This is a genomic window from Shewanella sp. (assembly GCF_013214165.1).
Classification (GTDB): domain Bacteria; phylum Pseudomonadota; class Gammaproteobacteria; order Enterobacterales; family Shewanellaceae; genus Shewanella.
Genome location: NZ_JABSSM010000024.1, coordinates 1 through 13,413 on the forward strand (window position 1 = coordinate 1; position 13,413 = coordinate 13,413).

General features: G+C 46.9%; 10 protein-coding genes. 6 read left to right on the plus strand and 4 right to left on the minus strand.

The features are described from left to right. From HRU42_RS08855 to HRU42_RS08865, 3 genes are all read left to right on the plus strand, one after another. A partial coding sequence (locus tag HRU42_RS08855; protein ID WP_295030389.1) for a hypothetical protein occupies positions 1 to 280 on the plus strand: 280 nt, incomplete at its 5' end. 317 nt (positions 281 to 597) lie between these two features. Beyond that, on the plus strand, positions 598 to 1,077 hold the full coding sequence (locus tag HRU42_RS08860) for a DUF2947 domain-containing protein (protein ID WP_295030391.1): 480 nt from the start codon (positions 598 to 600) through the stop codon (positions 1,075 to 1,077). A gap of 54 nt (positions 1,078 to 1,131) precedes the next feature. Then, complete coding sequence (locus HRU42_RS08865; RefSeq protein WP_295030392.1) at positions 1,132 to 1,725, plus strand: chalcone isomerase family protein; 594 nt, start codon at positions 1,132 to 1,134, stop codon at positions 1,723 to 1,725. Between the two features lie 66 nt (positions 1,726 to 1,791). Here HRU42_RS08865 and HRU42_RS08870 read toward each other — a convergent pair whose 3' ends face one another. Then, on the minus strand, positions 1,792 to 2,415 hold the full coding sequence (locus tag HRU42_RS08870; RefSeq protein WP_295030393.1) for a TetR/AcrR family transcriptional regulator: 624 nt from the start codon (positions 2,413 to 2,415) through the stop codon (positions 1,792 to 1,794). A gap of 144 nt (positions 2,416 to 2,559) precedes the next feature. On the opposite strand from HRU42_RS08870, the gene HRU42_RS08875 reads away from it, so the two are divergent. The 3 genes from HRU42_RS08875 (at position 2,560) to HRU42_RS08885 (ending at position 9,031) form a co-directional block, all read left to right on the plus strand. Further along, the gene (locus HRU42_RS08875; protein WP_295030394.1) at positions 2,560 to 3,690 is read left to right on the plus strand and encodes an efflux RND transporter periplasmic adaptor subunit; all 1,131 of its coding nucleotides are present in this window, start codon (positions 2,560 to 2,562) and stop codon (positions 3,688 to 3,690) included. 5 nt (positions 3,691 to 3,695) lie between these two features. Further along, positions 3,696 to 6,785, plus strand: coding sequence for an efflux RND transporter permease subunit (locus HRU42_RS08880; RefSeq protein ID WP_295030396.1), 3,090 nt, complete (start codon positions 3,696 to 3,698; stop codon positions 6,783 to 6,785). 242 nt (positions 6,786 to 7,027) lie between these two features. Beyond that, positions 7,028 to 9,031, plus strand: coding sequence for a methyl-accepting chemotaxis protein (locus HRU42_RS08885; RefSeq protein ID WP_295030397.1), 2,004 nt, complete (start codon positions 7,028 to 7,030; stop codon positions 9,029 to 9,031). A gap of 404 nt (positions 9,032 to 9,435) precedes the next feature. Here the strand turns inward: HRU42_RS08885 and cydX are convergent, their stop codons facing one another. From cydX to HRU42_RS08900, 3 genes are read right to left on the minus strand one after another with little or no spacing between them, the layout of a single operon-like run. Then, positions 9,436 to 9,561 carry a cytochrome bd-I oxidase subunit CydX gene (gene cydX, locus HRU42_RS08890; protein ID WP_295030399.1) on the minus strand — a complete coding sequence of 42 codons (126 nt, stop codon included), beginning with the start codon at positions 9,559 to 9,561 and terminating at the stop codon, positions 9,436 to 9,438. A gap of 15 nt (positions 9,562 to 9,576) precedes the next feature. Next, complete coding sequence (gene cydB, locus HRU42_RS08895; RefSeq protein WP_295030400.1) at positions 9,577 to 10,716, minus strand: cytochrome d ubiquinol oxidase subunit II; 1,140 nt, start codon at positions 10,714 to 10,716, stop codon at positions 9,577 to 9,579. Positions 10,717 to 10,730: 14 nt separating this feature from the next. Continuing rightward, entirely contained in the window at positions 10,731 to 12,287 is a 1,557-nt protein-coding gene (locus tag HRU42_RS08900) for a cytochrome ubiquinol oxidase subunit I (protein ID WP_295030401.1), read from the minus strand. Between the last annotated feature and the right edge of the window lie 1,126 nt (positions 12,288 to 13,413).

Genomic DNA, 13,413 nt, shown 5'->3' on the forward strand with positions numbered 1-13,413 from the left:
GACCGGTAATAAAACCTACACAAAAAAAGATATACATAACTTATTGGACCAAGAGTTTTATTTCGACATTATCTACCAGCAACATAAACAGGGACGCACGAAAGATGATCCATTTGACTATATCGTGGTCATTTCCGGAGATTATGCTTGGCTGCAATCGACTGAGCGTTTTATCCCTCCTGCGGTTTTTGATAAAATGACCCAAGCGTTAAACGATGCAAATATTGACACATCCTGGTTGATTGTTTCCCCTTTTCAAACCGCCCAAAAACTGTACTAGAGAGCAAAAGCCAACCAAGGAACACTATTATTCCCCTGTAGCTGTAACCCTATCCCAATCGGTACCCCCCTTAACCAAAAAAGCGAGATGAGCTAATCAAAGATATTTGAAGCTTGTTATCAAACAATACAACTTTACACTCACATGTTGTCAACATGCACCTTGTCTACAAACAACTAAATATCAGGCAATTACCCTCATTACGCGCATAATTTTCCTTTCGATCTTGGAAGCGATTTAATAATCGTGTTCAAGCCTGTATAATCCCGCGATTCAAGTTTAACCAATTCTGACCATAGAAGGGTCTGGAGAGTCGTTTGGCACATACCTACATCCCGCTCGAGCAATACACACGAAAATGGATTTTTAACCATAAAGATCTGCCTGTGACCGATGAAGATAAGGCATTTATCAAGCCGCTGGATCAGAAAGGCGCGATGGAAGTTTGGAACAAGTGGATCAGTAATCGTAGCAGCTGTACAGAGCAGTTTTCTAAAGGCGACTGGGCCGCGAAAGATACAGCTTGGGTTGAGTCCGATGACTGGCAGAGTGCTTGGGACAGTGAAAATCCTGCACTACCTGAGATGTTTGCCGCCCATTTCGATTGGGCCGATAATACTCCCGTCTATTTCTGTTATGAGAAGTATCAGGTTATCGAGACGCGTTGGGATGTGTTTGTTCGCAATTGGAAATGTTTTCTGTTCTTCGATGACGGTCCCCTGCTAATATCGACTAAACACAAACAAGCCGCGCTGATCCATCAAGATGGCCACTTTCAGCTTGGTCATCGAGGTTAAGGCTGTTTTAGCCTAGGCTCCCCCATAACCAAATAACAAAAAATAAGAGGTTATATGAAGTCCCTCAGTGATTGTTTAACTAAAACCACACTAGCCACACTCATGAGTGCCATCGTCTTAAGCGGCGCGTTAAGCAGTCAGGTCCAGGCTCAAGAAATATCCGGCGTCGAAGTAGCCGAGCAGATTGTTATCTATGATAGCCAGCTGCAGCTTAACGGTGCAGGCGTTCGCAGTAAGTTTTTTATCGATCTTTATGTGGGAAGTTTGTACCTAACGGCCCCTTCCGCTGATCTGGCTAGTGTGATATCAAGTGACGAGTCTGCGGTTCGATTAAATATCACCTCGGGTATGATCACCTCAGATAAGATGCGTGATGCCATCATAGATGGCTTCGATGATGCGACCGATGGCAATACCCAAGACATCCAAGCTCAAATCGATACATTTATGGCCCTGTTTAGTGACGAAATAAAACAGGGTGACCAGTTTACTCTGTTAACCAGTAAGGTTTCAGGCGTCACAGCCTATAAGAATGGCGTCCCACAGGACACCATAGAAGGTGAAGCATTTAGACAAGCCCTGTTGAAAATTTGGCTCGGTGACAGCCCGGCACAGACCAGCCTCAAGCAAGCCATGTTAGGTCAATAGTAATAGATGACTAACACCTGGTTTAATCCTAGGCCTCAAGCGCTAGGATTAAGCTGCTTGTAGCGACTAAAGCTTATAAGCCTTTAAAAACATTGAAATACAGCCTGTTAAATAGCTAGCACGGCTCTCGAGAAGATCATCTACGTTTAAACCTAGCTCCAACTTTAATCTCATCTCACCATACATCATCAGACAGAGTCGCACGGCGCAGCTGCGGCAATCATCAAATTGGTAAACACCTAGCTTGTGCACGTCTTCAAAATAATGGGTCAATAAGTTGAGTAAGTGTTGTGGACCGGCGTCGAAGAAGAGTGCCGATATTCCTGGGTGGGTCTCAGACTGAGCCACGCAAGTGGTAAATACTTTCAGCGCTTCGGGGCTGACAATCAAGTCACCGAAATATTCGGCAAAACTACTCAGGGCCATTTCAGGCTGACTGGGATCGGTAAATACATCCTCGGATAAGCGCTGAATCACGCATCGTGATTCTATCGATGCGACAAATAATTCATCCTTGCTGCCAAAGTGAGAATACACAGTCTGTTTCGAGACACCGGCTAACTTAGCCACCTCATCCATACTGGTATTGGGAAAACCCTGACCGCAAAAAAGATCCATGGCCGCTTCGAGTATTTGCAGACGCTTTTGCTCACTACGGGTTAAATTTTCGTTCGGAATAACCGATTCCATACACAAGCCTCTTTTAATAAGGTTTTTACATTTTAGACACATTCAATCACAAAGTAGACTAGACAGTCCAGTTCTTTGTAAATAGACTAGGCAGTCTAGTTTAACGTTTTTGCAACCTAACATTAACCAAGGAAGCGTGTCAGGATGAGTATTTTAACAGCCGTCTCAATCTCGAGAGTGTCAATAAGCCTACTGTATGCCCTTGCACTTGCCGGGTGTCAGGGTGAGGTGACTCAGCATGCAGGATCACCAATAGTGCAAACAGTGACTACCGCCACGCTTACCCTCTCCCCCTCTTATCATCATACTCAAGAGTTTACCGGCACGATTAAGGCCGGTAACACCACAGGCATAGGCTTCGAATTAGCGGGGAAAATTAAACTCATTGCCGTGGACAGCGGCGACTCGGTTAAACTCGGTCAATTACTGGCTCAACTGGACACGCGACTGCTCGAAGCCGAGCGAGATGAGCTCAATGCTAGCGTGTCACAAAATAGCGCCGATCTGCAACTGGCAAAGAGCACCTTAAACAGAAGTCTGGAACTGCAAAAACAGGGATACACCTCGGAGCAGACACTCGATGAACTCAAGGGCCAGCTCAACAGCCTAATTGCGGGTCAGAAAAGACTAAAAGCTGCCGTATATGCCAACGCGCTGAGAATAGAAAAATCATCACTGCTGGCACCTTTCGATGGTGTGATCAGCAAAAGAAGCAGCAACCTAGGCGAAGTCATCACCTTGGGCAGTGCCATCTTCACCTTAGTCGAGAACAACAACCCTCAAGCCATCATAGGAGTGCCGGTCCATGTGGCACAACACCTGAGTCCTCAACAGAAAATATCACTGCGTGTGGCTAAAACCCATTATTGGGCTCACATAGAAGGCATAGGTGCCGAAGTAAATTCGGTGACCCGAACCGTACCAGTACGCCTCTCTCTGCCGAAAGATTCCAAGGTACTCAATGGCGAGATAGCCTATTTGGCCTACGAGAAGGAGATCCATCAAGCGGGATACTGGGTGCCTATCTCGGCGCTCACCGATGGCATTCGCGGACTTTGGAACCTGTATGTACTGAGTTCAGAGCCACATCAGAATAATCATGAAACCTTCAATATTGAGCGCAGAGACATAGAGATCCTTTATACCAAGAATGAGATGGCCTTCATTCGAGGCGCGGTTCATGTTGATGAGGCTTATATCGCGCTAGGACTGCATAAGTTGGTCGTAGGTCAAGGTGTCAAACCCACATCTACAGCAGCCACGGCTACGAGGTAAATAAGATGGTTAAAGCTTTAGTAGAGAATGGACGCTTAGCAAGCTTATTTATCGCCCTCTTGATCGTGGCTGGATTAGGCGCAATATCCAGCTTGCCGCGAATGGAAGATCCCGATATTACTAACCGCTTCGCCTCGGTGATCACTCAATATCCAGGAGCATCAGCCGAACGAGTCGAGGCCTTAGTCACCGAAGTATTGGAGAATCGCCTACGTAGGTTAGAAGAAATAAAATTGATCCAATCCACATCAAGGCCGGGGATTTCGGTTATTCAGCTCGAACTTAAAGACAGTGTACAAGATACGGATCCTGTGTGGTCCAGGGCGAGAGATCTCATCGCCGATGCCAAGCCTGCATTGCCTGTATCGGCACAAAATCCACTACTGGACGATCAAATTGGCTATGCCAGCACAGCCATCTTAGGACTGGTTTGGAACGGCGGCGGTGAAATCCGTATCGATATGCTCAACCGTTACGCTAAAGAGTTACAGAGTAAGCTTAGGCTGCTCAGCGGAACAGATTTCGTCAAGCTTTATGGTTCCCCTATCGAAGAGGTATTGGTACAGCTCGATGGCAACAAGGTCAATCAGCTTGGACTCACGCCGGCGTCCATCGCCCGTATTCTCAGTAACGCCGATACTAAGGTGTCGGCCGGAGAGATTAATAACAATAATTTCAGAGCCCTGATCGAAGTCTCCGGAGAGCTCGACTCACTCTCGAGGATCCGCCGAGTGCCGTTAAAGGTGGACTCACAGGGGCAGATTATCCGCTTAGGCGATATCGCGACCATTAACAAACAAGCTAAGACACCAGCCAATTCCATTGCCCTGATAGAGCAAGATCAAGGTGTGATGGTGGCCGCCCGCATGCTCAATAATACCCGAGTGGACCTCTGGCTAGCCAAAGTCAGAGTCGAAGTCGATGCCATGCAGGCGTCGGTTCCGGCCAATATCGAGATCCAATGGCTGTTCGATCAAGAGAGTTATACCAGTGACAGGCTGGGCGGACTGGTAGGAAGTCTACTCCTAGGTTTCATCATTATTCTGCTAGTCTTGATGCTGACCTTAGGTTTGCGCAATGCCCTCATCGTCTCTTTATCCTTGCCTCTGACTGCACTCTTCACCTTAACGTGCATGAAGTACATAGGTCTGCCTATCCATCAGATGTCTGTCACAGGTCTGGTCGTTGCGCTGGGGATCATGGTCGATAATGCCATCGTCATCGTCGATGCCATCGCCCAGCGAAGACAACAGGGTTTATCGAGAATCGAGGCGGTCAGCGCGACACTCAAACACCTATGGTTACCGCTGGCAGGCTCGACCATCACGACTATGCTCGCCTTCGCCCCTATCGTGCTTATGCCAGGTGCGGCCGGTGAATTTGTCGGTGGTATCGCCATCTCAGTCATGTTTGCCCTGCTGGGGTCATACATCATCTCTCACACCTTGATAGCCGGCTTAGCGGGCCGTTTCGGTGTAGCAGGAGATCAAGACAAATGGTATCAAACAGGCATCAGCTTGCCACGAGTCAGCCAGCTGTTTAACGCTTCATTGACCCTGGCCCTCAAGCGCCCTCTGCTATCAGGCTTATTGATTGGCATCTTACCTATCACAGGCTTTATTGCTTCGGGTCAGATGACAGAACAATTTTTCCCGCCCTCAGACCGAGACATGTTCCAAATTGAAGTCTATCTTCCTCCCCATGCGAGCGTGGCGAGTACCCGTCATCTCGTTGAAAAAATGGATCAACAGCTAAGAGAGACTCAGGGCGTGACCCGTATAGACTGGGTCATAGGCGGCAATACGCCCTCTTTTTATTACAACCTGCTACAACGCCAGCAAGGCGCGAGCAATTACGCCCAGGCCATGGTCAAAGTCGAAGACTTCGACACCGCTAACCGTCTCATCCCTCAGCTGCAACAAGCCCTAGATCTCGCCAACCCGGAGGCGCAGATATTAGTCAGAAAGTTGGAGCAAGGGCCTCCCTTCAATGCCCCGGTTGAGCTAAGGGTATTTGGCCCTAACCTAGATCAACTCAGGCTGATTGGCGATGAAGTCAGGCGCATCTTAAGTGATACCCCCGATGTGATACACACGCGAGCGACCCTAAGCGCCGGTGCCCCTAAGATATGGTTCCAGGTCAATGAAGATGCCAGCATGATGAGCGGCCTCAATTTGACTGAGATAGCCGAGCAGATCCAGATGGCCACGACCGGCATCAATGGCGGCAGCATCTTAGAGCAAACAGAATCGATACCCGTGAGAGTCAGGTTACAAGACAGTACTCGGGAGCAGCAGACCAAGCTCTCTGAGATCAACCTGGTGTCCTCATCAGGAGTAGGCATTCCCTTGTCGGCCCTCGCCGAAAGCCAGATCCAAGTCAGCCGCGGGGCGATTCCTCGCCGCGATGGCCAGAGGGTCAATACCATAGAAGCCTATATTGTCAGCGGCGTACTGCCGCAACAGGTACTCGACGATGCTAAGGCGCGAATAGACGGGCTTAACTTACCTGCTGGCTATCATATCGAAGTCGGCGGTGAGAGCGCTAAACGCAATGAGGCCGTGGGTAACTTACTGTCTAATCTAGTGCTAGTCGTTACCTTACTGTTAGCAACGCTAGTCTTGTCATTTAACTCATTCAGGCTAACGGCCATTATTCTGTTTAGTGCGATGCAGTCGGCGGGGCTGGGTTTACTGGCTGTCTACCTGTTCGGTTATCCGTTTGGCTTCACCGTGATCATCGGCCTATTGGGCCTGATGGGACTCGCCATCAATGCGGCTATCGTCATCCTGGCCGAACTTGAGGACCAGAGTGATGCCAGAGAAGGCAATATAGACACCATAGTCAGGATCGTATCGGGCTGTGGTCGTCATATCGGCTCCACGACCATTACCACAATAGGTGGCTTCCTGCCCTTGATTATCGCCGGTGGTGGCTTCTGGCCTCCCTTCGCCATCGCCATTGCCGGTGGTACCTTGCTCACCACCTTACTCTCGCTGATCTGGGTACCAACCATGTATAAACTGGTGATGCGACCAGAGAAAACAGCCAATAAAAATAACCAAGACAAGGTGCTTTTAGCCAGCCACAATTAACCGCTACCTACGACACCGAGGAGCATACAAGTATGTTCCTCTTTTTTATCCTATTTGCGCAATCCTTTCATATCCCCCCCATTCAACCTCTGTTCATACCGGTTTTCATTCCTGTATTGATACACAATAAATGAAAATATATCCGAAAACACACTCATTCATGTCGCTTTTAGATCTATATCAATTCATTGATTGTTGAAGTGATTTAGATTGACACTACAACAATAGGAAAGGAGTTCTAGATGAATTATAAAAACTGGCCAATTGCGAAGCAAATAGGGACATTAGCGTCAATGTTGACGGTTGTAGTATTCGGAATATTGAGTAGCATCTCCTATCTCACAGCCGCCGATGTGTTAGAAGAAAAAGGCATCAGTGCCATACAAGCGCAGATGCAGGGTACCTCAGACTTGATAGAGCTGCAATACAGCAACCTACTCGCCCTCGCTAGGCGTAACGCCGATGTTTTACGGGCCATGTACCCGGGTCAGTTTAGGAAACCAGATAAAACCGTTCGCGTGTTAGGCAAACCCACACCGGCACTCGCTCACGAAAGCGCACAGATCAATGCCTCTAAGAGCAAGGTCGACCGTTATGCTAATCTCACCGGTGGTAATGCCACTGTGTTTGTTCGAGATGGTGATGACTTCCTGCGGATCTCGACCTCACTGAAGAAGGCCAACGGCAAACGAGCCTTAGGGACATATCTGGGCAAGAAGCATCCAGGATATTCACGTTTAATCAAGGGGGAAAAATACGAAGGCTATGCCAAGTTATTTGGCAGAGACTATATGACGGTATATCGCCCGATTAAGAATATCCAAGGCCAGGTCATAGGTATTTTATATATTGGCTTCGATATCTCAGCGTCATTGACTGAGCTTGAGCGATCGATGAATCAACTGAAACTCGAAGAGTCAGGTTATTTCATGCTCATTCGAGAAAGTGATCAGTCTATCCTCACCCACCCAAACTATGAAGTCGGCACTAAGGTGACCGCAGATATGTTGGATGGCCTGACCATGACTCAGGCACTCACTCATAAGGGATCATGGGAATATACCAACTCAAAAAATCAGGCCATGTATGCCTATAGCGTTAAGATCCCTGGCTGGAACTGGGACCTTGTAGGCATAGCAAGGATGAGTGAACTCAATGAAGAGAGCCTTAAATTACTCAGTATTAACGCCATGGTGGCGGCAGTGGGCATCATAGTGATCACCTTCATGCTCTCTTTGGTTCTGGTCAAAACTTTGAAGCCTCTACGCATTTTGCAGCAACAACTGGATATGCTCGGTAAAGGAGAATTAAATCAGGAGTTTGCCAAGCCAAACTTAAACAGTAAAAATGAAGTGGATAAGATCACCATAAGCACCTCGCAGATGGCCGATAGTCTGAAAGAATTAATATTGGCACTGCAGGGCTCCGTGAGTACCCTAGAGACTCAGGCATCACATGCGCAGCAAACCGCACGACTCAACGGCGAAGAAGCTCAGTCTCTGATGACGCAAACAGATCAAATAGCCACTGCCATCGAAGAGATGTCGATGTCAATCAGAGATGTGGCCAGCCATGCCAGCGAAGGAGCGTCCAAGAGCCAGCAGGTCGATATAGCCTCACGCGAAGGACATGAACAGTTGAATCTAGTGGTTCAAGGCTTGGCCAAACTCAGCCAACAGTTAAATGCAAGCCATGTCAGTGTCGAGAGTGTCACCAAGGAGAGTGTCGCCATCAGCAAGGTGACCGAAGTCATCAATGGTATCGCCGAACAGACTAACTTGCTGGCGCTCAATGCTGCCATCGAAGCTGCCAGGGCCGGAGAGCAAGGCAGAGGATTTTCCGTCGTCGCCGATGAGGTGCGCACCTTGGCCCAGAGAACACAAGCGTCGATCACAGAGATAGAGCTGACCATCAATCAACTCCAGTCTCAGGTTAAAACAACCGCAAGTCAGATGGCGCAGAGCCAGCAACTTGGGGTGTCATCGGCAACTCAAGGCGCAGAGGCCAATAGTCAACTCAATCATATCACTAGCAGCATAGGAGAGCTCGCAATAGCCTCGAGCAGCATAGCCAGTGCCACAGAACAACAGAGCGCCGTCGCTGAGGAGATCACCCGCAATCTGCATCAGATCACAGAGCTGGCACGAGACGGCGAGCAAAGAGCCGGTAAGACGGTCGATTCAGCCATGGCGTTGTCGAATATCGCCGCCGAAATAAAGCAACAGATCAGCATATTTAGGGCCTAAATAAGCTAGAAACTCGTTGCGGGTGACAAGATAACAAAGAGGGACGCTTCATTGCTATGGCGTTTCTCTTCTCGTGACTCGTGACCGCAACCAGCCAGTATGTTATTTAATATCGGGTACAAAGGCGATAAGGCGACTTTTACTTAAAGCGAACAGACTTTCAAGCATTCAAGCTGGATTCCGGCCACAAGCATGCCGGAATGACGTGTCCCCTGAGCCTTCTTGGCTCTATCTTAAGCCTTCTTAGCTCTATCTCGAATCTTCTTAGCTCTATCTCGAATCTTCTGGGCTCTATCTCGAATCTTCAGGGCTCTATCTTGAGCCTTCTTAGCTCCAATAAATAAAAAGCCCCGCTCCTTTCTCAGGGGCGGGGCTTTTTTAGTATCGAATAAAGCTAAAAACAATTAATCTTTATTGTCTTCTTTCTCTGCATCTCTGTCCATATTCTCGGTGTTCTCGAGCCAAAGGGCATTGATGATACCGAATGAACAAGCCAGCAATACTCCGAGCATCCAAGCAAAATACCACATAGATTAAACTCCTTATTAGTAAAGTGACGTCTTATTGTCTTCGATGAAACTGCGAGATAGACGGCCAAACATCTTATAGTAGGTATAGATAGTGTATGAAAGTACTATCGGGATAAAGATAATCGCAGCCCAGGTCATCACAGTCAGAGATGTTTCACTCGCCGTGGCATCCCACATGGTCAAACTCACATTCGGCTCCAATGATGACGGCATAACGAATGGGAACATGGCAGCGCCACAGGTCAAGATCACGGCTGCAATAGCCACTGAACTAAACAAGAAGGCGAAACCTGAACGATTCAGGCGACTGGCGACTATGACCAAGAGTGGCATGACGAGCCCCAAAACAGGGAACATCATGGTCACAGGGTACTTGTCATAGTTTGCCAACCAGGCTCCAGATTCTACTGCAACCGTCTTAAGCGTTGGATCCGATATGCCATAAGTATCCAGAGCAGAGGTGATCACATAGCCATCGATACCATTGACCAGCCAGACACCGGCAGCACCAAATAAGACAAATAACAGCAGACTCAGCACTTGTGCGGCCTTAGCAGCACGAACCCTAAGATCAGTCTCAGTCTTCATCTGTAACCAGGTCGCACCTTGCATCATAAACATGCTGACGCAGATAAGACCCGCGATGATACCGAAGGGGTTCAACAAGCCGAAGAAGCCACCATAATAAGTCGCACGCAAGTATTCATCGAAATTGAACGGCACACCTTGAAGCAAGTTACCGAAGGCGACACCTATGATCAGCGGCGGTACGAAGCCACCGATAAACAATGCCCAATCCCATGCCGATCGCCATCTTGGATCTTCTATTTTAGAACGATAGTCAAATCCTACAGGCCTGAGATATAAGGCAAACAACACCAACATCATAGCTACATAGAAGCCCGAGAACGACACTCCGTATACCATGGGCCAAGCTGCGAATAAAGCGGCACCGGCACTGATAAACCAGACCTGGTTACCGTCCCAATGGGGCGCAATGGTATTGATCATAATACGACGATCGGTGTCATCTTTACCTAATATAGGCAAGAGTGCACCGACCCCCATATCGAAACCATCGGTCACGGCAAAACCAACAAATAGTAAGCCAATCAGCGCCCACCAGATAAATCTTAACATTTCATAATCGAACATAATCAGATCTCCTTTTAGGCATCCAGATTTTCAAAATGATAACGACCCGTCTTCAAACTACTGGGGCCAATTCGAACAAATTTAAGCATTAGAAACACTTCGATCACCAACAAAATAGTATAGAAGGCCGTGATTGAGATGATACTGAACCAAAGATCGGCTACGGTGACACTCGATGCGGACATGAAGGTCGGCAAGATCTCTGAGATAGTCCAAGGTTGACGGCCATATTCGGCCACAAACCAACCACACTCTATGGCAATCCAAGGCAAGGGTAAGCTATATAGCGCCGCTTTGAGCACCCAAGGTTTCTCTTCGATACGATGACGTGTGCTCTGCCAGAAGGCGGCAGCAAACACGAATAGCATGATGATCCCTGAGGCCACCATGACGCGGAATGACCAGAAAATTGGCGCTACATTTGGAATTGAATCCTTAGCCGCTGCCACTATCTGCTCTTCTGTCGCATCGACAATCTTATCTGTGTAGCGCTTGAGTAAGAAACCATAGCCTAGATCAATTTTTGCCTCTTCGAAGGCCGCACGCAGTTCATCGGTTTCATTACCATTGCGTAATTCGGTCAACATGGCGTAAGCCTGCATGCCATTTCGAATGCGAACTTCGTGCTCGGCAATCAAGTCATGTAATCCAGTCACCTCTTCATCTAGAGAACGGGTGGCAATGATCCCCATTAGATACGGGATCTTGATGGCGAAATCAGTTTCCATGGTTTCCTGATTAGGGAAGCCTATAGCGGTAAATGCTGCTGGAGCTGGCTCAGTGTGCCACTCAGCTTCAATCGCTGCTAACTTGACTCGTTGCACCTCACCGACCTTATAACCTGATTCATCACCGAGTACTATGACTGACAAGATCGAGGCCATGCCAAAGCTTGCGGCAATCGCGAACGAACGACGAGCAAACGGCAAGTCTCGTTTCTTAAGGATATAATAAGCACTGATAGACAAGACGAACATGGCACCGGCGACATAACCTGCCGCCACGGTATGAACAAACTTAACTTGAGCAACCGGGTTAAATAACACTTCTCCCCAATCCGTCATCTCCATTCGCATGGTCTCATAGTTAAATACTGATCCCACTGGGTTCTGCATCCAACCGTTGGCAATCAAGATCCACAAAGCAGACATGTTAGAGCCAAACGCGACTAACCAGGTGACCGCCAGATGCTGGCGCTTACTGAATCTATCCCAACCGAAGAAGAACATGCCCACTAAGGTAGACTCGAGGAAGAAGGCCATCAGTCCTTCAATTGCCAGTGGTGCCCCGAAAATATCGCCGACGTAATGGGAAAAATAGGACCAATTAGTGCCGAACTGGAACTCCATAGCGAGTCCGGTAGCGACACCTAAAGCAAAGTTAATGCCGAACAACTTACCCCAAAACTTGGTCATGTCTTTATAAACCTGCTTATCTGTCATCACATAGAGTGACTCCATGATAGCCAGCAAGAAAGCGAGGCCCAAAGTTAAGGGAACAAACAAGAAGTGATACATGGCTGTCATCGCAAATTGAAAGCGAGAGAGCTCAACAACTTCTTCTAAAATCATTAGTGACTCCTTAGGTGGTGCAACCATCAACTAAGATTAGATCCCCATCAATCAAAGTTAATGCCTATTGAGGTATTTTATTTTAAGCCTTTTACTCGCTCAGCGGCGGCAAAGACAGGCTAAATATCGTTTTTACAAAATGTTCGAAATAAGCACAATAATATTCTAATCAAGCCAATTCCATGACCAAGTTCACAACAAAGAATATATTTGCGCTAAGTGCATGGGTAAAACATAACAAACTAGAAGCTAAATCTTTATTATCAAAAACTTAACCAAATCACAGACTATTCTCACCGCTATTTTATACCATTCAAATTTGATTCAAATCAATCAATCACTAGGGTTAACATGGGTTTTGTGGCTAAGGACACAGTTCACTACACGACCCTATTGACAAAAAACAACTACCGTGCTAGGCGGCGATTACACTCCAACATAAACCAAGCTTTTACCAGTTAATAACTTATTTCAAAATAAACACCAAGAAAGTCGGTGTAAACAGTAAAAAACATCAAATATATTAAACAAACAAAATGCTGACGATGAAATGAAAAACACCTAACCAACTGTTATGAATGCAATTAAATGAAACCCAACACTATTGCATCATCAACAAACACATATTAATGATTAGTTTTGATAATGACTAACTATAATTTTTCTCGCTTGATGATTAATTCATACAAGAATAATATACGTCTTGTGCTCAGGAACGACTGAGGTGATCCGGTGAAGTAGCCCGGCCTAGTCCAACTCCGCTCACATAACCCTTTAACTGTGTGGAGATACCATTATGAAAAAATTATTGAATCGTTTAGCAAACAACTACAAGCGTGTTTTTGTTGAACTTTATACTGCTAGAGAACGTTAAACTTCCACTAGAGTAGACAGATATATTTGAAGTTTTGTTAGCGCAAAATGGCCACCTGACTGATTCAGCTAGGTGGTTTTTTCATATCTAAACCTTTAAAAGCCCCTGACTCTAGCCTTTACTCAAAATCTAATCAAGTGATCACTTATATACTAGTTGAGTCTATTACTAATCGCTAGCACTCCAATTACACTCTTGCCAATAGATCTACAGCTAACTGTGTATTTATCACTGTTTAGTACACCCTAACTC